Source organism: Pseudomonas sp. OV226, assembly GCF_003148705.1.
Classification (GTDB): domain Bacteria; phylum Pseudomonadota; class Gammaproteobacteria; order Pseudomonadales; family Pseudomonadaceae; genus Aquipseudomonas.
Genome location: NZ_QGGS01000007.1, coordinates 50,618 through 72,746, shown reverse-complemented (window position 1 = coordinate 72,746; position 22,129 = coordinate 50,618). Strand labels below are relative to the sequence as shown.

Below are 22,129 nucleotides of genomic sequence, written 5' to 3'. Positions count from 1 at the left end.
TCTGGCGACACAAATCCCCTGTGGGAGCGGGCTTGCCCGCGATGAGGGTGGCACATTCAACATCGATGTCGACTGTCAGGCAGCTATCGCGGGCAAGCCCGCTCCCACAGGGGGAGTACACCGCAGGTAGGGCTACCCATTGGTCTGATTGCATTCGCAGCTGGATGGTTTAGTGTGGTTTCTACCTTCCAAAACAATAAAAACAGGCTTTCCAATGAGCCAGAGTCTCAACCAGCTGCGTAAATTCGTTTCGCCTGAAATCATCTTCGGTGCCGGTAGCCGGCACAGTGTCGGTAATTACGCCAAGACTTTTGGCGCGCGCAAGGTGCTGGTGGTCAGTGATCCCGGTGTGATTGCCGCCGGCTGGGTCGCGGATGTCGAAGCCAGCCTGCAAGCCCTGGGTATCGAATACTGCCTTTACAGCGATGTCTCACCGAACCCTCGGGTCGAAGAAGTGATGCTCGGTGCCGAGATGTACCGGGAAAACCACTGCGACGTGATCGTCGCCGTCGGTGGCGGCAGCCCGATGGACTGCGGAAAAGGCATCGGCATCGTCGTCGCCCATGGCCGCAGCATCCTGGAATTCGAGGGGGTGGACACCATCCGCGTACCCAGCCCGCCGCTGATCCTGATTCCGACCACCGCCGGCACCTCGGCCGACGTCTCGCAATTCGTGATTATTTCCAACCAGCAGGAGCGCATGAAGTTCTCCATCGTCAGCAAGGCTGTGGTGCCGGATGTTTCGCTGATCGATCCGGAAACCACCCTGAGCATGGACCCGTTCCTGTCGGCCTGTACCGGCATCGACGCGTTGGTGCATGCCATCGAAGCCTTCGTGTCCACTGGCCACGGGCCGCTGACCGACCCCCACGCGCTGGAGGCTATGCGCCTGATCAATGGCAACCTGGTGCAAATGATCGCCAACCCGACCGACATCGCCCTGCGCGAGAAAATCATGCTGGGCAGCATGCAGGCCGGGTTGGCGTTTTCCAACGCCATCCTGGGCGCGGTGCACGCCATGTCCCATAGCCTCGGCGGCTTTCTCGATCTGCCCCATGGCTTGTGCAATGCGGTGCTGGTGGAGCATGTCGTTGCCTTCAATTACAACTCGGCACCGGACCGCTTCAAGGTGATTGCCGAGACCTTCGGCATCGACTGCCGAGGCCTGAATCACCGCCAGATCTGCGGGCGTCTGGTCGAACACCTGATCGCCCTCAAGCACGCCATCGGCTTTCACGAAACCCTCGGTTTGCATGGCGTCAGGACCTCGGACATTCCGTTCCTGTCGCAGCATGCCATGCACGATCCGTGCATCCTGACCAACCCGCGTGAATCCAGTCAGCGTGATGTCGAGGTCGTCTATGGCGAAGCCCTCTGACGAGCAGCAACGGGCTCTGGCGGGGCTACTCGGGTTAGGCAGCCATTCGGCGCGCAAGAGTCATTACCCGGAATTGGCCGCGCGGCTCGACGAACTGGAAGCCGAGCGCAATCGCTACAAATGGCTGTTCGAAAACGCGGTGCAGGGAATTTTTCAGGCCAGCCTGCAAGAAGGCATGCGGGCCGCCAACCCCGCGCTGGCGCATATGCTTGGTTATCAGGACCCGCAGGAGGTGCTGTTCTCCCTGACCGACCTGGCCAGTAACCTGTTCGTCGACGGCGCGCAGGAGTTGGAAAACATCGGCGAAATCCTCAGGCACCAGTGCAGCCTCCATGGCTATGAGACCCGTCTGCGCCGCAAGGACGGCAGCCACCTCGATGTGTTGATGAACCTGCTGCTCAAGCCCGGTCAGGAGGGACTGGTGGAAGGCTTCGTCGCCGATATCACCGAGCGAAAACTGGCGCAGCAACGCCTGCAGCAACTCAACGACGAACTGGAGCAACGCGTCACCGCGCGCACCGATGAATTGTTGGAAGCCAACCGCAACCTGCAACAGCAGATTACTCAGCGTAAACAGATTGCCCGCGCCCTGCGCGATGCCCGCGACGCCGCCGAGGCGGCCAACCGCAGCAAGGACAAATACCTCGCTGCCGCCAGTCACGACCTGCTGCAACCACTTAACGCCGCGCGCTTGCTGATATCGACGTTGCGTGAACGCAAACTGCCCGACGTCGAGCAGGTACTGGTCGAGCGCACCCATCAGGCGCTGGAAGGCGCGGAAGATCTGCTCACTGATTTGCTGGATATTTCCCGACTCGATCAAGCGGCGGTCAAACCAGACATCGGTCTGTATCGTCTGGACGAATTGCTCGGGCCGCTGGTTTCCGAGTTTCAGTCGGTCGCCGAAGCGGCCGGTCTGAATCTGCGGGTGCATGTGGGCGATTACGCCATCAGCACCGATTTGCGCCTGATGACCCGCATCCTGCGTAATTTTCTCAGTAACGCCTGCCGCTACACCGATGAGGGTAGCGTTCTGCTTGCGGCCCGCCGACGGGGAGCCATGCTGCGCCTGGAAGTCTGGGACACCGGGCGCGGCATCGCTGCGGACCGACTGGATTCGATTTTCCTGGAGTTCAACCAACTCGACGTCGGACGTGCTGCCGACCGCAAAGGCGTGGGGTTAGGACTGGCCATCGTTGAACGCATCGCCAATATTCTGGGTTATCAGGTTCGGGTTAAATCGTTGCCAGGGCGTGGTTCGCTGTTCAGCATCGACGTCCCGATTGCCCATGAGGTGCCGCTACCGATCAGTCAGGCCACACCTCAGTTGAGCACGGGCAATCCCTTGCCTGGCCGACGTTTGCTGGTGCTGGACAACGAAGTGAGCATTCTCGAGAGCATGAGCGCGCTGCTTGGGCAGTGGGGGTGCGAGGTGGTCACGGCCACCGACGAATCCTCCGCGCTGGCGGCCCTGCGCGGGCAACCACCGGAGCTGATTCTGGCGGACTATCACCTCGATCACGGCATTGTCGGGTGCGATGTGGTCAGGCATTTGCGCGAGCATTTCGGCCAGGCTATTCCGGCGGTGATCATCACGGCGGACCGTACGGACCAGTGTCGACGCTCATTGCAGAGACTCGGCGCACCGCTGCTGAACAAACCGGTGAAACCCGGCAAGCTGCGCGCGGCGCTGAGTCAAATGCTCGGATAGTGGCGTTATCAGAGCGCACGATACTGCAGGCTGAACCCGAGCTCAGCCGACTGGCCTTGCTCCAGCAAGCGCAAACCTGGCCGACCCGGCAGGTGATGTGCGTTGACTGGGTGGCTCACCGGTTCGATGCAGAAAAACCCCAGGTCGACCGGGCAGTACAGCAGGTAGTAGTCGCTGCCGGTGGCCTGGCATTCAAGCGCATAACCGAGGTCGGGTTGCTGGATCAGGCAATGGCCGTCCCAGTGACAGAAACCGTTGTCGACCAGCGTCGCGGGTAATGCGCCCGGTTGCTGAAAGTCCCAGGCGGCGGGCAGCTCAATCAACTCGGTCGGCAGTTTCGAGCTATCGCACAACCAGACTTGCTCGGCCTTGGCCTGTAGCTGCGTGTTGGCGGTGCGTGGAAAGTAGGGGTGCAGACCGAGCCCATGCCAGGCAGCGCGGTCGGCCAAATGAGTGACCTGCAATTCGACGCTTAATCGACCCTTGCTCAGATGGAAGCGTTGGCGGGCGCGATAGGCGAACGGCGTGGTGCTGTCGAGTTGCAGGATGACTTCGTCGACGGCGTGCGACACCACCTGCCACGGTTGTTGCCAGGCACTGCCGTGAATGGGCAGCGGATCGGTGAGGCTGTTGGGCGTCAGGGCCAGCCAGCCATCGGGGCAGTCGAAGCCGCCTTCGGCGATTCGGTTGGACCATGGCACCAGGGGATAGCAGCCGAGTTTGCCCGGCAAACCGGTGTTCAGCGCTTGGGCATCGTTGTGACGCAACAGCGGTTGCCCCGTGCTGTGAACCGTCCAGTTGACGATGCTGCCGCCGTGCTCGGGGGCGAGGGTGAGGCGGGTGAATTCGTCTTCGAGCTCTAGAATCTTTGGCGTCATCTAAATGGGTTCCAAATATGAGAACACTAACCTTGTAGCAGCTGGCGAAGCCTGCGTTCGGCTGCGCAGCAGTCGTAAAACCATATTGCACGGTGCATCAGAAAGACCGCATTCACCGGATTGACGACTGCTGCGCAGCCGAACGCAGGCTTCGCCAGCTGCTACAGGTGATCGGCGGTGGTTCATGCGTTGAACTGAGGTTCGGGCAACCCGGTAACGCCAGGATTGAGTGCGAACACCCCCCCCGCCAGTGACTGCTCATCCTGGTCGTCACCGGGGCGGATCGAGGTCACGAACAGCGTGTCCAGTCGACTGCCACCGAAGGCGCACATGGTCGGTTTTTTCACCGGGACGGCGAGCGAGCGATCCAGGCGGCCGTCCGGGGTAAAGCGGTGAATCAGCCCGGCGTCATTGCCGCAGATCCAGTAGCAGCCATCGGCATCGACAGCGGCACCGTCGGGGCGGCCGGGGAGCTGCTGCATGTCGACGAACAGCCGCCGATTGGACGGTATGCCGCTGCCGACGTCGTAGTCAAAGGCCCAGATCTGCTGGACCGAAGGATGAGAGTCAGAGAGGTACATCGTGCGACCATCCGGGCTGAAACCCAGGCCGTTGGGGACGATAAACCCGCCGAGTTGCGCCGCAAGTGGCCCGCGTTCACCGGCGCTGTAGCGATAAAGCGCGCCATCGGCCGCGTTGGCACCCATGTTCAGCACCATGCTGCTCGCCCAGAAACGGCCCTGGCGATCGCAGCGCCCATCATTCAAACGCATGTCGGTCCGGGCATGGTCGACATGCGCCAACAAGCGACTGTCGAGGCTGCCGTCGTTGTGCGTGTGCAAATGGAAAAAACCGCTTTCCATCCCTGCCGCCCAGCCACCGTCGCGGTGGCGGGTGATGCACGCGAGCATCTCCGGTGCTGTCCACGTATGGACATCACCGCTCGCGGCACTCCAGCGTTGCAGGCTCCCGGCAGGAATATCCACCCAGTACAGGGCGTTTTCCTCGTGGACCCACACCGGGCATTCACCGACGGCGTTACGGGCATCGACAATCAATTCGGCTTGCATGGCGCCTCATTCCCTTGGGTTTTTGTAGTGGGGTTCAACCGGGGAGCAGGGCGTCAGTCACCAAACGGGCCGGCCGCGCAAAAGGCGCCGCCCTGGAAGACACGGGCCGGATCATCGGCGGCTGGCATCGGCTGGGTTTCGACTTTTTCGCGGAACACTTCGGAAGTGTCGTTCGGGGCATAGCCCAGGTGCGCAGCGTAGCGGTTGTCCCACCAGATGTCCTTGTTGTCGGACATGCCGTAGACCACGGTGTGGCCGACATTCGGAGTGTACAAGGCTTGTTCGAGCAATTGGGTCAGGTCGTCGAAGCTCAGCCAGGTGCTCATCATCCGGCGGTTGTGCGGTTCCGGGAACGAAGAGCCGATCCGCACGCTGACGGTTTCGATGCCATAGCGATCGAAGTAGAAGGTGGCCATGTCTTCGCCGTAGGATTTGGACAAACCGTAATAGCTGTCCGGACGGTGAGGCGAGCGGGCGTCGATGACTTCGTCCTGCTTGTAGAAGCCGATGACGTGGTTGGAGCTGGCGAAGATCACTCGCTTGACGCCATGACGGCGTGCCGCTTCATAGATGTGGAATACGCCGCAGATGTTGGCGCCGAGGATCTGCTCGAACGAGTGCTCGGTCGACACGCCACCGAAGTGCAGGATCGCGTCCACGCCTTCGACCAGTTGATGCACCGCTTGCTTGTCGGCGAGGTCGCACGGCACGACTTCTTCACGGTCATCAATAGCCGGGGCGATGTCGGCGATGTCCGACAGGCGAATGACATTGGCGTAAGGGCGCAAGGTTTCGCGCAAGACTTTACCCAGGCCACCGGCGGCGCCGGTCAGCAGCAGGCGATTGAAAGGGGAGCGGGCGGTTGAAGTGGTCGTCATGGGGAATCCTGGGCAATCAGATTGTTGTTATTGATTCGTTGTAGGTTGTCATACGACTGTGCAGAAGTATCGTAAGGCTTTCCGGGTGTTGTCAACGTGACGTTGGTTGAAATGGACGGAGGGTTGTTTCCTCCTGCACAAACGCTAAACCTCCCGACTGGAAAGCCACCCCTGTAGGAGCAAAGCTTGCTCGCGATTGCGGTAGTTCAGTCAACTCATTTGCTGACTGAAAGATAGCCATCGAGAGCAAGCTCGGCTCCCACAGGGGTGGGGTAATTACTGAAAACGTCGGTGTTACAACAACGAAATCGGGTAGTTGATGAAGATACGGTTTTCATCAAATTCGTTGGTGCTGAAGCTCTTGCGGATGGAAGCGTTGCGCCACTTGATGTTGAGGTTTTTCAGCGGGCCGCTTTGCACGGTGTAGGCCAGTTCCGATTCGCGACCCCATTCTTCACCGTCGGTGATCTTTCCGGTGTGCACGTTATCGCCGCTGATGTAGCGGTTCATCATCGTCAGGCCGGGAACGCCCAGGGCGACGAAGTTGTAGTCGTGGCGCACTTGCCAGGATTTTTCCCTGGCGTTGTCGTAGCTGGAGTTGTAGCTGTCGTTCGCCAGAGTGCCGCCGCTCGTGCCGTTGACGCGCATCCATTGATCGTCACCGGTCAGTTTTTGCAGTCCGACGTAGAAGGTGTTGCCGCCGTATTTGGCAGAGAGCAAGGCGAATGCAGTTTTGTTGTCGAGGTCGCCGGCCAGGGCGCTGCCGTTTTCTTTGCCGATGAAATAGCCCAGGTTGGCGCCGAGGGTCCAGTCGCCGATTGGCTGGCTGTGGCTCAGGTTGAAATACTGTTGCTGGTAGATATCGCTGAGTTCCGCGTACCAGACGCCGACCTGGGTGCGCTTGTCGTTGAACGCGTATTCACCGCCACCGAAGTTGAAGCGGTCCGAGGTGATCGCCGCCGATTTGCCGTTCATGAACATGTCTTCCATGCTCGCATCGTTACGCGGGCTATTTTGCTGGAACTGGCCGCCGTACAGCGTCAGGCCGCTGATCTCGGTGGACGTCAACTGGCCACCGCGGAAGGTTTGCGGCAGCGAACGACCGTCGTCCGAACGCAGGATCGGCAGCACCGGCATCCACTCGCCGACCTTCACTTCGGTTTTACTCACTTTCATCTTCCCGGCCACCGCCAGACGACCAAAGTCATCAACTGGGCGGCCGTCGCTGCCAATCGGCAGCAATTGGGTGCCGCCCGTGCCTTTGCCGCCATCGAGCTTGATCGACAACAGACCCAGCGCATCGACGCCAAAACCCACCGGGCCCTGTGTGAACCCGGACTTGGTGTCGAGAATAAAGTTTTGCGTCCACTCTTCAGCCTTGCCCTGCGGATACGCCGGGTTGACGTAGTTGCGGTTGAAGTAGGCGTTGCGCAAATTGAGCGTCGCCTTGGCGTCATCGGCAAAACCTTCGGCATGACTGGTCATCGGCAGGGCAAGGGCCAGGCCGCTGCATCCAATGAGGCTTAGGGTATGACGGCGTTTAAAAGTCGGACGTGGGGTGCAGGCGGACGAATTGCGGGCGAGCTTGCTCACTGTGACGCTCCCTTACTTCTTGTTGTTTTTATTTTTGTCATACGTCGTCGTACAACATTGGCGGCGATTATTTGCGAGGCCTCGACGGGTTGTCAATTAGAAGTTGTACGACGACATGGCCGGTCGTCGCGGATGTCGACGAAACCGTGGGAGGGTGTCAGCTGGAAATCATGGGGGGCAGGGTGCCCAAGAGGGAGACGGTGGCGACAGCGCCAATCCCCAGCAGCCATTCGAGGATTACGCTGGTTTTCAGGGTTGCCAGGCGCTGCTCGCAATCGTCTATGCGCAGGCGATTGAACAGTGCCAGGCCCAGCATTACGGCAATCAGCACCACCTTGATCAACAGAATCAACGCGAAACCGGTGAACAGGGGTGTGGGCCAAATGACGCCGGTAAGGACTCGAACATTGATCAATCCGGTGATCAGCAACCCCGCCACCAAGGCGTAACCGACACCACTGAAACGCAGCAGAATCGCTTTGATGGGCTGTGCTGCCGGTTGGCGCAAGATCATCACCAACAGCAACAACCCGCCGAGCCAGGCGCCCACGCAGCTCAGGTGCACGACTTGGTTGAGGATCAGCAATTGGCCGTTGAGGCCGTCCAGCATGCCACCGTGACCGACCGGGGCGAGGGTTGCCAGCAACAGGCTGGCGAGGCCGATTTGCAGAGGGGTGTGCGCCCGCCACGGCGACATCAGCAGCGCTACCAACAAAGCGTTGAGCAGCAAATGCCAGCGCCAGACTTGACCGAAAAACGTATTGCCCAGCACCAGGTGCAGGGTCGACGGATCAACCGCCGCTTCCCAGGCACCGGCCATGCTTGCGGTACTCAGCAGCAACCAGGCCACGCCGCTGACCAACGCCACTGCTGCCAGCCAGCGACTTGCCGTCGTCAGCCGTCGATCAAGGTGTTCAGCGCTGCCATTGAGCAGCAGTGGCCTGAACACCCACGCTCCAAACAGCATCAGCACCACGGTGAAATGCACAAAGCGACACAGCACCATCGCGCTGATCATGAATTACTGGCCGACCTTGAAGGCGTAGGCGCCTTCGCTTTTGTGGGTGTCGACCGAGACCGCGTGCCATTCGACTTTATAGGTGCCCGCCGTCAGCGGTTCGGCAGGCGTGACGATCAGGGTCTTCTTGTCGCTGCCTTCGCTGGTGAGGCTCTTCACGGGCACGGCGGCACCGTCCTTGCTGAGCATGACCTTGGTGAAGCTCGCCTCGACACCTTCGGAAAACTCCAGACGCAGCATCGATGGCGCGCTTACGGTGCTGTCGGCCGCCGGGGTCTGGCTTTTCAGATGAGCATGGGCAAACACCGACGAAGCGCCAAGCAGCGAGGAGAGCAGGGCGGTGGTGACCAGGGCTTTCTTGAGCATCGTGAATTCCTATGAGTCGAGTTCGGAGACAAATTCGGAGGCAGGTTTGAAGTGGCGTCAGTTTAGCCGTCGGAAGCCTGGTGTACAGAGTTTCGTTTTAGCCTGTCGCCGCGACGTAGAGCGGATGCTAGTCTTGGTCAACGCAGGTGTCGGGGAGCCCATATGGGCAATCACAAGATCGGGATTCGTCGCAGTAACGTCGAGAAAATTCTGCTGGGGGCGGAAAAGGTCTTCGCCGAAAAAGGTTTTGGCGGCACCGCCATGGCTGATATCGCCGCGCAGGTGCAATTGCCGCGATCCAACCTGCATTACTACTTCAGCACCAAGACCGAACTGTACAGCGCAGTGCTGTTCGACCTGCTGGAAGTCTGGAAACAGGATGCGTTGTGCTTCGAGATGTTCGACGATCCCCGCGTGGTGCTCAGCAGCTACATCCGCGCCAAGATGAACCACTCGCGCAGCCGGCCTTACGGTTCGAAAGTGTGGGCCAACGAAATCATCCACGGCGCACCGACATTGGGTGAGGCCCTGGACGCCAGCCTTTACGACTGGGCCAAGATGAAAGAAGCGAAAATTCGCCAGTGGGTGGACGATAAACGCATCTTGCCGGTGGAGCCTTCGAGCCTGCTGTACATGATCTGGGCGTCGACCCAGCATTACGCGGACTTTGATCATCAGGTGAACATTCTCAATGACCATCAGCCGTTATCGGACATGCAATTCGAGCGGGCGGTGCAGACGGTGACCAGTGTAATTTTGCGCGGGATCGGGCTGGAGCCTTGAGATTTTCTGTGAGGCTGCTGGCCTCATCGCGGGCAAGCCCGGCTCCCACTGATCCTGTGGGAGCCGGGCTTGCCCGCGATGGCGTCAATTCAACCACCGCCTGCTTCAAGGTGAGACATGGTACGGATTCCTCGGATCATGATTCCAATCCAGAAACGGCTTGCCCGTGTCCATCGGCACCATCTCGATACAGTCCTGCACCGGGCAGGTGATCTGGCACAAATTGCAGCCCACACACTCCTCATCGATCACGGCATATTGATGCGTCCCGTCTGCCTGCTTCAGGCTGGCGATCGCCTGATGCGACGTGTCCTCGCACGCGATGTGGCAGCGCCCGCAACCGATACACGCCTCCTGATCGATTTTCGCGATCACCTGATAATTGATATCGAGGTACTTCCAGTCCGTGGTATTGCCCACCGCGCGCCCCGTAAATTGCGAAACACTGGTGTAACCCTGACTGTCCATCCAGCGTGACAAGCCGTCCTTCATCTCCTCGACAATCCGGAAACCGTGCAGCATCGCCGCCGTGCACACCTGCACCGAGCCACTGCCCAGCGCAATGAATTCCGCCGCGTCGCGCCAACTGCCAATGCCGCCAATGCCGGAGATCGGCAGGCCTTGAGTCTGCGGATCACGGGCGATTTCGGCGACCATGTTCAGCGCAATCGGCTTCACCGCCGAACCGCAGTAACCGCCATGAGTGCTCTGGCTGCCCACGATCGGGTTGGCGACCATGCGCTCCAGATTGACACTGGTAATCGAGTTGATCGTATTGATCAGCGACACCGCATCTGCGCCACCGCGATGGGCCGCGCGGGCGGCGACGCGGATGTCGGTAATGTTTGGCGTGAGCTTGACGATCACCGGCAGTGAGCAATACGTCTTGCACCAGCGAGTGACCTGTTCGACGTACTCCGGCACCTGGCCGACCGCCGCACCCATGCCACGTTCCGGCATACCGTGGGGGCAACCGAAATTCAGTTCGATGCCATCGGCGCCGGTGGCCTCCACCAGCGGCAGAATGTGTTTCCAGGACTCTTCGACACAGGGCACCATCAGCGACACGATCAGCGCGCGGTCGGGCCAGTCCTTTTTGACTTGGGTGATTTCCCGCAGGTTGATCTCCAGCGAACGGTCGGTGATCAACTCAATGTTGTTGAAACCCACCACCTCACGGTTGGCGCCGAAGTGCGCCGAATAGCGCGACGATACGTTGACCGCCGCCGGGTCTTCACCCAGGGTCTTCCAGACCACGCCACCCCAGCCAGCTTCGAAGGCGCGGACCACGTTGTAGGCCTTGTCGGTGGGTGGTGCGGAGGCCAGCCAGAACGGATTGGGGGCTTTGATGCCGGCAAAGACAATCGAGAGATCGGCCATTTACGCAGCCTCCACATTGAGCTTGAGTTGAGCGTTGATCGCCTCGGCGGCACGCTTGCCGTGCTGCACGGCTTGCACGGTGAGGTCCTGATCGAGGCTGGTGCAGTCGCCACCGGCATACACGCCGGGGATGCTGGTGCGCAGGTGTTCGTCCACTTCGATGCGCTCACCCTGGCGCTTGAGTTCGCGAGCCAGCGGGTCGGCCAGGGCGCTGCCGTCAAAGGCCTGGCCGATGGCTTTGAAGATGGCGTCGGCGGCCAGTTCGAAGGTTTGTCCGGTGGTGTGCAGGCGACCGTCTACCAAATGGGTGCGGGCAAAGCGCATGCCGCGCACGTTGCCTTGATCATCGAGCAACACTTCTTCCGGTTGGGCCCACGTCAGCAAGCGCACCTGATTGGCTTTGGCGATGTCCTGTTCGTGACCGGTAGCGCCCATGTCTTCAACGCCACGGCGGTACACCAGGTTCACATCGTGAGCGCCCAGACGCGCCATTTGCACGGCCATGTCGATGGCGGTGTTGCCGGCGCCGAGGACGATGCAATGATCCGCCAGCGGCAGTTGAGTCAGGTCATCGGCCTGGCGCAGTTCACGAATGTAATCGGTGGCGGCCAACAGGCCAGGCGCCTCTTCGTGGGGCAGGCCAAGTTGTTTGCTGGCGTTCAGGCCAAGGCCGAGAAACACTGCGTCGAATTGCTGATGCAGTTCGCTCAAGGTCAGGTTGTCGCCGAGTTTTTGCCCGTGGCGAATCTCGATTCCGCCGATCTGCAACAGAAAATCCAGCTCCTTCTGTGCGTAATCGTCCACCAGTTTGTATTTGGCGATTCCATATTCGTTGAGGCCGCCAGCCTTTTCCCGGGCTTCGAAGATCACCACGTCATGGCCATGCATCGCGCTGCGGTGGGCGCAGGACAAACCGGCCGGGCCGGCACCGACCACGGCAATGCGTTTGCCGGTGGCGGCAGCGCGCTGGAAGGGATGTTCGCTGAAGTGCGCGTTGTCGACCGCGTAGCGTTGCAGCAGGCCGATCAGCACCGGGGCGCATTCATGGTCGTTGTTGCGCACGCAGGCTTGCTGACAGAGGATTTCGGTGGGGCATACCCGGGCGCAACTGCCACCGAGGATGTTCGCCGAGAGGATTTTTTTCGCCGCGCCCTGAACGTTTTCCTGATGGATGTTGCGGATGAACGACGGAATATCGATTTCGCTCGGGCAGGCGTTCACGCACGGCGCGTCGTAGCAATACAGGCAACGCGAGGCTTCCAGATGCGCCTGGCGATCGTTGAGTGGCGGCGCCAGGTCGGTGAAATGACCGGCGAGGGCGGCCGCATTCTCATAGGGATGCGGGAGGTGGTTCAGGGTCTTGATCACGGTATTGGCCTCACGGTGATGGAGGTGCTGCCTCTGGTGGGCATTGTTTTTGTGTTGTCAGGGCTGACGCCATCGCGGGCAAGCCCGCTCCCACAGTTGAAATGCGTACCCTTGTAGGAGTCGGGCTTGCCCGCGATAGGCCGAAGGCCGCTCTCAGCGTTTCACAGCAGCTGGCTTATTCAACTCAGCCCGCTTGCTCAGCAATTCAAACACCGCCGGATACGCCGGCCGTTCGACATACCGCCCCGCACCGCGCTCGGCGCGCAAATCGCCATCGGCCCAGACCACACGGCCCTGGCTGATGGTGTGGCTCGGCACACCGCGCACGGTCTTGCCTTCGAAGATGTTGAAGTCGACCTGCTGGTGGTGCGTCTTGGCTGAAATCGTCCGCGTACCTTGCGGGTCCCACAGCACCAGGTCCGCATCCGCGCCGACCCGAATCGCGCCTTTGCGTGGGTAGAGGTTGAAGATCTTCGCGGTATTGGTGGAGGTCAGCGCGACGAAATGCTGCATCGACAGACGTCCGGTGTTCACCCCTTCATCCCAGAGCACGGCCATGCGGTCTTCGATGCCGGCGGTGCCGTTGGGGATTTTGCTGAAGTCGTCGCGCCCGGCGGCTTTTTGCTCAGCGCAGAAGCAGCAGTGGTCGGTCGCGGTGGTGTGCAGGTTGCCCGATTGCAGGCCGTGCCACAGAGCCTCTTGATGACCGCGAGGACGGAAGGGGGGACTCATCACGTAACCGGCGGCGGTTTGCCAATCCGGGTGTTGATAGACGCTGTCGTCCAGCAACAGATGCCCGGCGAGCACTTCGCCGTAGACTTGCTGGCCTTTGCTGCGGGCGTAGGTGATTTCGTCGAGGGCTTCTTTGGTCGAGACATGCACCAGGTACAGCGGCGTGCCCAGGGTCTCGGCGATACGGATCGCCCGGCTGGCCGCTTCACCTTCAACCTGCGAAGGCCGTGACAGGGGGTGTGCTTCAGGGCCGGTGATGCCCTGGGCCATCAACTTGCGTTGCAGGTGATAAACCAGCTCGCCGTTTTCGGCATGCACGGTGGGCACCGCGCCGAGTTCCAGGCAACGTTCGAAACTCGCCACCAGCGTATCGTCGGCGGCCATGATCGCATTCTTGTATGCCATGAAATGCTTGAAGCTGTTGACGCCATGATGGTTAACCAGCTCAGCCATGTCCTCGCGCACCTGTTCGCTCCACCAGGTGATCGCCACATGGAAACCGTAATCCGACGCTGACTTTTCAGCCCAGCCGCGCCACTGGTGAAACGCCTCCATCAGCGATTGCTGCGGATTGGGAATCACGAAGTCAATGATCGACGTGGTGCCACCGGCCAGTCCTGCCGCCGTGCCACTGAAAAAGTCTTCACTGGCCACGGTACCCATGAAGGGCAGTTGCATGTGCGTGTGCGGATCGATGCCGCCGGGCATCAAGTACTGGCCGCTGCCGTCGAGCACTTCGGCACCCGCCGGAACGTCAAGATTGTCGCCGATGGCTTTAATCACGCCGTCGGCGCAATAGACGTCGGCGCGATAACTTTCATCATGGGTAATAACGGTGGCGCCACGGATCAACAGAGACATTCCGAGTTCCTCGCAGGCAATGACCGGCTTGGGCCGGTTCTAACTGTTTTATATAAATCGGCGTCAACAGGTGTATTCCTGTCAACGCTGTCAAGAATTGAAGCTAGTCTGAGTTTATGAATTCAGCAAGAATATTTTTTATAAGCTTATAGCCAGTTTAACCAGTTGATTAATAAAGATTAAATGTGCAAATCACCAAAATGGTGAGGCTGCTCACCAATTTGACGCACTTGACAGGATGGGAAAATGGTCAAGATTTTCTATGTGAAATCAACTGTTTGAACAGGGTCTATGATTGATGCGCCTCGATTGAAAAAAAAGCGGTGCACCCGTTTGAGGCCTGATGTTTCGGACAACTTGCCTGGCATTCGGCCTGAGTGAACGGGCAAGTCACCGAGGACTCAGCGGGTATATAAATAAAACTGATAAACATCAGTTGGTTGCAAGGTTTTATGGAACTGCCCGATGCGCAATCGGGGACGTTCGGCATGCTTATTGATGCCATCCGCCCTTGATGAGCAAAAAAATAATTCAAAGAACAGTGGAGCGGCCATGCAACAGATCAGATCGCAAGTGACCGAGCGCGACGGCTTGTACGAGCTCGAAGCCGGCAGTGACGTCCTCGACAGTCTCCGTTATAACCACGACATCGCCCCGACCAAGGTGGCCGAACGAACCTGGAACAAATGGCACATCACCGCGTTGTGGGTCGGCATGGCGATTTGTGTGCCCACTTACACCCTTGGCGGTGTGCTGACTGCCTACTTCGGCCTGAGCGTCGGTGAAGCGCTGTTGGCGATTCTGTTTGCCAACATCATCGTGTTGATTCCCCTGACCCTGAACGCCTTTGCCGGCACCAAGTACGGCATTCCGTTTCCGGTGCTGCTGCGTTCGTCCTTTGGCGTCCTCGGTTCCAACATTCCCTGTCTGATCCGTGCCGTGGTGGCGTGCGGCTGGTTTGGTATCCAGACGATGTTCGGCGGCCTGGCGATTCACCTGTTCCTCGGTTCGGTGTTCGAGGGCTGGAAGTCGTTGGGTGGCACCGGCGAGGTCATCGGCTTCATGGTGTTCTGGGCGTTGAACCTGTGGGTCGTGATCCGTGGCGCCGAGTCGATCAAGTGGCTGGAAACACTGTCTGCGCCGCTGCTGGTCGCGGTGGGCGTGGGGTTGCTGGTGTGGGCGATGCCGAATGTCTCAATGACCGAATTGCTGGCGATTCCGGCCAAGCGTCCTGAAGGCGCTGGCGTGGCCAGTTACTTCGCCGCCGGGCTGACCGCCATGGTCGGATTCTGGGCCACGCTGTCGCTGAACATTCCTGACTTCAGCCGCTATGCGAAAAGCCAGAAGGACCAGATTGTCGGGCAGATCATCGGCCTGCCGCTGACCATGTTCCTGTTCGCCTCCCTTGGCGTGGTCATGACCGCGGCGTCGGTGAAACTGGTCGGTGTGACGGTTTCCGACCCGGTCACGTTGATCGGCCATATCCAGAGCCCGTTCTGGGTGGCGATCGCCATGGCGCTGATCATCATCGCCACGCTGTCCACCAACACCGCCGCCAACATCGTTTCGCCCACCAATGACTTCCAGAACATCGCGCCCAAACTGATCAATCGCACCACGGCGGTGCTGCTGACCGGCCTGGTGGGGCTGGCGCTGATGGCCCATGAACTGCTGAAAAAACTCGGCTTGATCGTCTCGGACCTCAGCCTGGAAACCGTTTACTCCAACTGGTTGCTCGGTTATTCCAGCCTGCTCGGGCCGATCGCCGGGATCATGGTGGTGGACTATTTCCTGATCAAGAAACAGCAACTGGACCTGGCCGGGCTCTATCGCGATGACGTGTATCCGGCCTGGAACTGGTTCGGGTTTATCGCCTTCGGTGTGCCGGTGGCGTTGACGCTGCTGTCGTTGGGCAGCGATGCGTTCAGCTGGTTTTACAGCTACGGCTGGTTCACCGGGTCGGCGCTGGGCGGGTTGATTTATTACGGGTTGTGCTCGTTTCGGCCTGACCCGTCCGTAGCGAAATCTGCGGTGTGACGGATGGCCTCTTCGCGGGCAAGCCCGCTCCCACAGGGGAATGCATTCCAAATGTGGGAGCGGGCTTGCCCGCGAAGACGGCCTCACCGACACCAATGAAACGTCTGAAGAAACCTATAACAACTGCCTGAGGAGATCACCATGAACGCTGCCGTAGACGTTCTGCAATCCACCCATCAGCACATCAACCGCGACCGCTTGTGGGCCTCACTCATGGAGCTCGCCAAACTCGGCGCCACGGTCAAGGGCGGCGTCTGTCGCCTGGCCCTGACTGACCTCGACCGTCAGGCCCGGGACATCTTCGTCAACTGGTGTGAAGACGCCGGCTGCACCGTCAGCATCGATGCCGTGGGTAACATCTTCGCCCGCCGTCCGGGGCGCAATCCGAACCTGCCACCGGTCATGACCGGCAGCCATATCGACACCCAGCCTACCGGCGGCAAGTTCGATGGCTGCTTCGGCGTCCTGGCCGGCGTCGAAGTGCTGCGCACCCTCAATGACCTGAAGATTGAAACCGAAGCGCCGCTGGAAGTGGTGGTCTGGACCAACGAAGAAGGTTCGCGCTTCGCGCCCTGCATGATGGGTTCTGGCGTCTTCGCCGAAAAATTCACCCTCGAAGAAACCCTGGCCAAAGTCGACGCCGAAGGCATCACCGTCGGCGAAGCGCTGAACGCTATCGGTTACGCAGGCCCGCGTAAGGTCAGTGGCCACGCGGTGGGCGCCTATTTTGAAGCCCACATCGAGCAAGGCCCGATCCTTGAAGACGAACACAAAACCATCGGTGTGGTGATGGGCGCGCTCGGCCAGAAATGGTTCGACCTCAAACTGCGTGGCGTCGAAGCCCACGCCGGCCCGACGCCGATGCACTTGCGCAAGGACGCCCTGGTCGGCGCCGCGGTGATCGTCGGCGCACTCAACCGCGCCGCCCTCAGCCATCAACCTCACGCCTGCGGCACCGTCGGCTGCCTGCAAGCCTATCCCGGCTCACGCAACGTCATCCCCGGCGAAGTGCGCATGACCCTCGACTTCCGCCATCTGGAACCGGCACGCCTGGACTCGATGATCGCCGAAGTTCGCGAGGTGATCGAAAGCACTTGCAAGGCACACGGCCTGACCTTCGAACTCACCCCGACCGCCGACTTCCCGCCGCTGTACTTCGACAAGGGCTGCGTCGAAGCGGTACGCGGCGCGGCGCAAGGGTTGGGCTTGTCGCACATGGACATCGTCAGCGGGGCAGGGCACGACGCGATCTTCCTCGCCGAACTGGGCCCGGCCGGCATGATCTTCGTACCGTGCGAAGGCGGCATCAGCCACAACGAAATCGAAAACGCCGCGCCGGACGATCTGGCGGCCGGGTGTGCGGTGTTGCTGCGGGCGATGCTGGCGGCCTCGGCGGCGATTGCCAAGGGGGAATTGGCGGCCTGAAACGCCTGACGTGCGCTGAGAAAACACAGCGCACGCCACTTGATCGTCTGGCGTCATGTCTGTGATTTCAGTGCTGCAAAGTGCGCCGCGCTGGCCTGGACCGAAGCTATGGCCGTACACAGGTTCTTCGCACGATCCCAGCCCTGTGCGGTCGTAATCTTCACAAAGCGCCGCTGAACGTGTGGAGATCCGATGAGCCAGGACGTCCTGAGCACTGAAACCAATCGTCGCCAGTTGCAGCAAATCATCGCCGGATTGACCGATGGCGTCATTCTGCTGGAACTCGACCAGAGCCTTCTCTGGGCCAATGACGCTGCGCTGGCCATGCACGGTATCGGGCAGATCAGCGAACTGGGTGCCAATGCCCGTGAGTACGCCAAACGCTTCATCTTGCGCTATCGCAACAATCACCCGGTGCCGAAGGAAAACTACCCGATCAACCGTGTCGCCCGGGGTGAAACCTTCAGCGATGTGCTGGTGGAAGTAACGCCGTCCGACGATGAAGAACGCACCTGGGTGCACAACGTGCGCAGCATGGTGCTGGCCGACAGCGCCGGTGAACCGCAATCGCTGGTGTTGATCATCAACGACGTCACCGAGTGGGCCGGCGCCGAGCGGCGTTTCGAAAAAACGTTCAATGCCAACCCGGCTCCGGCCGTGATCTGTCGCCTCAGCGATTTGCGTTACATCAAGGTCAACAGCGGCTTTTTGGATATGACCGGTTTTGCCCGCGATCAGGTCATCGGCGCGTCGGCCTATGAATTGGATGTGCTGGAGGGCGCGGAAAACCGAAACCTAGCGATTGAGCGTTTGCGTGACCAAGCCACGATTCCGCAAATGCAGGCCCAGTTGCGATTGCCTGACGGCGGCAGCAAGCAGGTGATCGTCGCCGGGCAGCCGCTGGAGTTGAACGAAGAAGCCTGCATGCTGTTTTCGTTCGTCGACATGGAGCCTCGGCACAAGGCCGAAACTGCCTTGCGCCAGAGCGAGGAACGTTTCGCCAAGGCTTTTCGCCTGACGCCCGTGCCGACGTTGGTGTGCAGCGCCGAGGATCAGCGAGTGCTCGACGCCAACGAAGCGTTTTATGTGACCTTCGCCTATCCCCGCGAAGAAGTGCTCGGCAAGACCGTGGAGCAACTTGAGTTCTTCGACGACTCGGGCATTGGCACACGCTTGTTTTCGACGCTTGAGAACGCAGGGAGTCTGGACCGGGTCGACGTGAAAATCCGCAAGAAAGATGCGGGGCTGATTGATTGCGCGGTCTCGGCCGACACCGTGAACATTCAGGGCAGTCCTTGCTACCTGCTGGTATTGATGAACATCACTGAGCGTAAACGCACGGAACTTGAACTGGTCACGGCGATCGAGGAGGTGATGAAAGACGCCTCCTGGTTCAGCCGCACGCTGATTGAAAAACTGGCAAACGTGAAAAACGTCAACTCACCCCAGGTCCCTGGCGCGTCTTTCACCGATCTGACGGCCCGGGAGCGCGATGTACTTGGCCTGATCTGCGAAGGGCTGGCTGACAAGGAAATCGCTGCACGGTTGAAGCTGGCACCCAACACGGTGCGCAATCACGTCGCGACGGTGTATTCCAAGCTGAATGTTCACAGTCGCAGCGAGGCGATTGTCTGGGCACGCCAGCGCGGTTTGTTTTCCATTGAGTGGCGGCCCAAGGGCCAGCGCTAGAGTGCAAATGCACTAGTGGAGACAGTGCAAATTCATGTATTGGCGCATGCCTCTCTTTCTTAGGCTGTCAGGGTGCGAAACGGATTTTCAGCCGTTGTCGCATCCACTGCGTAACCGCTTAAGGAACCGTCCCATGTTTCGCCCTTTCAACAGCGTTTCAGTCGATAAACGTGCCCGTCAGCCAGCAGGTGAATCTTGATGATTTATCTGACGCAATTGCGCGATCAACTGGAGCGGCACTTTTCTCCCCGAGCCTGCGAATGCAGTGTGTCAGGCGACAACTCGGTGACGGTCAAGCTGTATCACCCAGCGTCGGGGCAGGTCGATCTGGTGGTCAGCGGGTTGAAGGTCACGAACCTCAGTTCGCCGCAAGCGGTGGCGTTGTTGATTGAAGAGCTGCGTTATGAGTTGGAGAGCAATGGTTTGCATCAACCCGGCGAGAATGCTTAGAAACTGTCGTTTTTTGCGGTAAAAATGAGGCTAAGTGCCTAATTTGCTGGCATTGGCCGGTGAGTGGACTATAAGAAATGCGAGGGTAAAATTTTCTGTGACCGGTCCGCGGCTTCGCGGTGTTCTTGTCGTGTCGCGGAAAGTCTCGATTACTTACCGCGGGTCAGCTTATGAACAGTCTTGGAAAACGTGCTTTTTCGCCGCTGTCGCTCGCTTTCTGCGTAGCGATCCTCAGTGGTTGCTCCAGTCCGCCACCTCCACCACCTCCTTTGCCACCTGTAGAACGCACCTGCGAAACCCTGGACAAGACCGATGTGATGGGGGACGCGAAAGGAGAGGGTGAAGTGACTCGGGTCACCACCACCACCCGCTGCATAACCCAATAGCCCAGGGCGCTTCGGACACCCATGATGAGCTGAAAAACATCCATGAAAAAGGCAGCCCCAAGGCTGCCTTTTTCTCATCCGGCGAATCGAATCAGGACAGGAACCCGCCGTCCACATTCAGCGAAACCCCAGTGGTGTAGCTCGACGCATCGCTCGCCAGGTACAACACGGCACCGGCCATCTCGCTTGGGTCCGCCACACGCTTGAGTGGAATTTGTGCCAGTGCGGTTTTCAGGATCGCATCGTTCTTGACCAGTGCCGAAGCGAACTTGGTGTCGGTCAGGCCTGGCAGCAGGGCATTGCAGCGGATGCCGAATTGCGCGCATTCCTTGGCGAACACTTTGGTCATGTTGATCACGGCCGCCTTGGTCACCGAGTAGATGCCCTGGAAGATGCCGGGCGAAACGCCGTTGATCGAGGCGACGTTGATGATGCTGCCGCCACCGTTTTCGCGCATCAGCTTGCCGGCTTCCACCGACATGAAGAAGTAGCCGCGGATGTTGACGTCGACGGTTTTTTGGAAGGCGCTGAGGTCGGTGTCCAGGACGTTGCAGAACTGTGGGTTGGTTGCCGCATTGTTGACCAGAATGTCGAGGCGGCCAAACTGTTCCTTGATGCCGGCGAAGACCTGGCTGATCTGCTCCATCTCACCAATATGGCAAGCCACGGCGGTGGCTTTGCCGCCGGCGGCGATGATCGCGTCGGCGACGTGCTGGCAACCGTCGAGCTTGCGGCTCGAGACGATGACGTGGGCGCCTTGCTGGGCCAGGAGCTTGGCGATGGCTTCACCGATACCGCGGCTGGCGCCGGAGACGAAAGCGATCTTGCCGTCGAGGTCGAACAACTGAGTCTTGGACATGGGATTCTCTTATGAAAAGTCTTGTTATTGGGCCAGGAGCGTAATCAAAGGCTGGATTTCTGGATGACTTGCAGGCTCATTTGCTCCAGCAGTTTGTTCATGTGAATGAACTGCGAGAAGCGTTTGTCCTGGGTCTGACCATGGAAGAAACGGTAGTAGATCTGCTGCACGATGCCGGCCAGGCGGAACAGGCCATAGGTGTAGTAGAAGTCGAAATTATCAATCTGAATGCCTGCGCGCTCAGCGTAGTAGTCGACGAATTCACGGCGGGTCAGCATGCCCGGTGCGTGACTCGGTTGGCGGCGCATCAGTTGCACCGGTGCCGGGTCGTCAGCCTGAATCCAGTAGGCGAGGGTGTTGCCCAGATCCATCAGCGGGTCGCCCAGGGTTGTGAGTTCCCAGTCGAGCACACCGATGATTTGCATCGGGTTTTGCGGGTCGAGGATCACGTTGTCGAAGCGATAGTCGTTGTGGACGATGCTTGAAGTCGGGTGATCGGCCGGCATCTTGTCGTTGAGCCAGGCTTTGACCGTTTCCCACTGTGGAGCATCTGGCGTCAGGGCTTTCTCGTAGCGGTCGCTCCAGCCTTTGATTTGCCGTGCGACATACCCTTCGGGTTTGCCAAGGTCACCCAGGCCGTAGGCGTTGTAGTCAACGCGGTGCAGTTCAACGAACTTGTCGATGAAGCTTTTGCACAAGGCTTCGGTTTTCGCCGAATCCAGGCCCAGTTCCGGTGGCAGTTCGGAGCGCAGGATGATCCCGTTGACCCGTTCCATCACATAGAACTCGGCGCCGATCACCGATTCGTCGGTGCAGTGCACGTAAGCCTTGGGGCAGTACGGGAAGCCATCGCGCAGTTGATTGAGGATGCGAAATTCGCGGCCCATGTCGTGAGCGGATTTGGCTTTGTGGCCAAACGGCGGCCGGCGCAGGACGAATTCCTGTTCCGGGTATTCCAGCAAGTAAGTGAGGTTCGACGCGCCGCCCGGAAACTGGCTGATCTGTGGCAAACCACTGAGGCCCGGAATGTGCGCCTTGAGATACGGATCGATCAGGCTGGCATCGAGTTCTTCGCCAGAGCGGATACGGGTGGACTGGTCAGTAAGCGCCATGCTTATCCCTTCTGCTTATTTTGGAGGCCAGACATCATTGGCTAATCTAATGGTGCGCCGGGGGAGCCACAAGTGCGGCACGGTCTTATAGGTTAGCGTGTTGCAGGATAATCAGCGTTCCTGATGTGCGGGAACAGGGACGGCGGGCTATGGTT

The 22,129-nt window shown here is 59.6% G+C and carries 18 protein-coding genes; 7 read left to right on the top strand and 11 right to left on the bottom strand.

All coding sequences use genetic code 11. The features are described from left to right. Positions 1-214 precede the first annotated feature (214 nt). Together ercA and C7534_RS14260 are read left to right on the top strand one after the other, a co-directional pair. A complete protein-coding gene (ercA, locus tag C7534_RS14265) occupies positions 215-1,378 on the top strand; it encodes an alcohol dehydrogenase-like regulatory protein ErcA (protein WP_109786140.1) in 1,164 nt (387 codons plus the stop codon). Further along, on the top strand, positions 1,362-3,089 hold the full coding sequence (locus C7534_RS14260) for a PAS domain-containing hybrid sensor histidine kinase/response regulator (protein WP_109786139.1): 1,728 nt from the start codon (positions 1,362-1,364) through the stop codon (positions 3,087-3,089). The genes ercA and C7534_RS14260 overlap by 17 nt, the downstream gene beginning before the upstream one ends. A gap of 8 nt (positions 3,090-3,097) precedes the next feature. Here the strand turns inward: C7534_RS14260 and C7534_RS14255 are convergent, their stop codons facing one another. From C7534_RS14255 to copC, 6 genes are all read right to left on the bottom strand, one after another. After that, positions 3,098-3,967 carry an aldose 1-epimerase gene (locus tag C7534_RS14255; RefSeq protein WP_109786138.1) on the bottom strand — a complete coding sequence of 290 codons (870 nt, stop codon included), beginning with the start codon at positions 3,965-3,967 and terminating at the stop codon, positions 3,098-3,100. A 182-nt stretch (positions 3,968-4,149) separates the two neighbouring features. Continuing rightward, a complete protein-coding gene (locus C7534_RS14250) occupies positions 4,150-5,037 on the bottom strand; it encodes an SMP-30/gluconolactonase/LRE family protein (RefSeq protein ID WP_109786137.1) in 888 nt (295 codons plus the stop codon). A 53-nt stretch (positions 5,038-5,090) separates the two neighbouring features. Continuing rightward, positions 5,091-5,915, bottom strand: coding sequence for an NAD-dependent epimerase/dehydratase family protein (locus C7534_RS14245; RefSeq protein ID WP_109786136.1), 825 nt, complete (start codon positions 5,913-5,915; stop codon positions 5,091-5,093). A 294-nt stretch (positions 5,916-6,209) separates the two neighbouring features. Then, the gene (locus tag C7534_RS14240; protein ID WP_046031413.1) at positions 6,210-7,508 is read right to left on the bottom strand and encodes an OprD family porin; all 1,299 of its coding nucleotides are present in this window, start codon (positions 7,506-7,508) and stop codon (positions 6,210-6,212) included. A 157-nt stretch (positions 7,509-7,665) separates the two neighbouring features. Then, entirely contained in the window at positions 7,666-8,526 is an 861-nt protein-coding gene (gene copD, locus C7534_RS14235; protein WP_109786135.1) for a copper homeostasis membrane protein CopD, read from the bottom strand. Between the two features lie 3 nt (positions 8,527-8,529). Further along, positions 8,530-8,892: a copper homeostasis periplasmic binding protein CopC gene (gene copC, locus C7534_RS14230; protein ID WP_109786134.1), complete on the bottom strand. Its 363-nt coding sequence runs from the start codon at positions 8,890-8,892 to the stop codon at positions 8,530-8,532. Positions 8,893-9,054: 162 nt separating this feature from the next. Between copC and C7534_RS14225 the strand changes: the two genes are divergently transcribed. Further along, positions 9,055-9,675 carry a TetR/AcrR family transcriptional regulator gene (locus C7534_RS14225; protein WP_046031410.1) on the top strand — a complete coding sequence of 207 codons (621 nt, stop codon included), beginning with the start codon at positions 9,055-9,057 and terminating at the stop codon, positions 9,673-9,675. 105 nt (positions 9,676-9,780) lie between these two features. Here the strand turns inward: C7534_RS14225 and preA are convergent, their stop codons facing one another. The 3 genes from preA to hydA form a co-directional block, all read right to left on the bottom strand. After that, on the bottom strand, positions 9,781-11,055 hold the full coding sequence (gene preA, locus C7534_RS14220; RefSeq protein ID WP_109786133.1) for an NAD-dependent dihydropyrimidine dehydrogenase subunit PreA: 1,275 nt from the start codon (positions 11,053-11,055) through the stop codon (positions 9,781-9,783). Beyond that, entirely contained in the window at positions 11,056-12,423 is a 1,368-nt protein-coding gene (locus C7534_RS14215; protein WP_109786132.1) for an NAD(P)-dependent oxidoreductase, read from the bottom strand. 153 nt (positions 12,424-12,576) lie between these two features. Then, positions 12,577-14,016, bottom strand: a complete 1,440-nt coding sequence (gene hydA / locus C7534_RS14210; RefSeq protein WP_109786131.1) for a dihydropyrimidinase — start codon at positions 14,014-14,016, stop codon at positions 12,577-12,579. A gap of 552 nt (positions 14,017-14,568) precedes the next feature. On the opposite strand from hydA, the gene C7534_RS14205 reads away from it, so the two are divergent. The 4 genes from C7534_RS14205 (at position 14,569) to C7534_RS14185 (ending at position 19,617) form a co-directional block, all read left to right on the top strand. Beyond that, positions 14,569-16,053 carry an NCS1 family nucleobase:cation symporter-1 gene (locus C7534_RS14205; protein WP_046031406.1) on the top strand — a complete coding sequence of 495 codons (1,485 nt, stop codon included), beginning with the start codon at positions 14,569-14,571 and terminating at the stop codon, positions 16,051-16,053. A 141-nt stretch (positions 16,054-16,194) separates the two neighbouring features. Continuing rightward, positions 16,195-17,478, top strand: coding sequence for a Zn-dependent hydrolase (locus C7534_RS14200; RefSeq protein WP_109786130.1), 1,284 nt, complete (start codon positions 16,195-16,197; stop codon positions 17,476-17,478). A gap of 192 nt (positions 17,479-17,670) precedes the next feature. Beyond that, positions 17,671-19,167, top strand: coding sequence for a helix-turn-helix transcriptional regulator (locus C7534_RS14190; protein ID WP_046031404.1), 1,497 nt, complete (start codon positions 17,671-17,673; stop codon positions 19,165-19,167). Between the two features lie 198 nt (positions 19,168-19,365). Then, positions 19,366-19,617, top strand: coding sequence for a DUF1652 domain-containing protein (locus C7534_RS14185; protein WP_109786129.1), 252 nt, complete (start codon positions 19,366-19,368; stop codon positions 19,615-19,617). 477 nt (positions 19,618-20,094) lie between these two features. On the opposite strand, the gene C7534_RS14180 is transcribed toward C7534_RS14185, so the two are convergent. Continuing rightward, positions 20,095-20,862 carry an SDR family oxidoreductase gene (locus C7534_RS14180; RefSeq protein ID WP_046031402.1) on the bottom strand — a complete coding sequence of 256 codons (768 nt, stop codon included), beginning with the start codon at positions 20,860-20,862 and terminating at the stop codon, positions 20,095-20,097. Between the two features lie 44 nt (positions 20,863-20,906). Continuing rightward, on the bottom strand, positions 20,907-21,974 hold the full coding sequence (locus C7534_RS14175; protein WP_046031401.1) for a phosphotransferase family protein: 1,068 nt from the start codon (positions 21,972-21,974) through the stop codon (positions 20,907-20,909). Positions 21,975-22,129 lie beyond the last annotated feature (155 nt).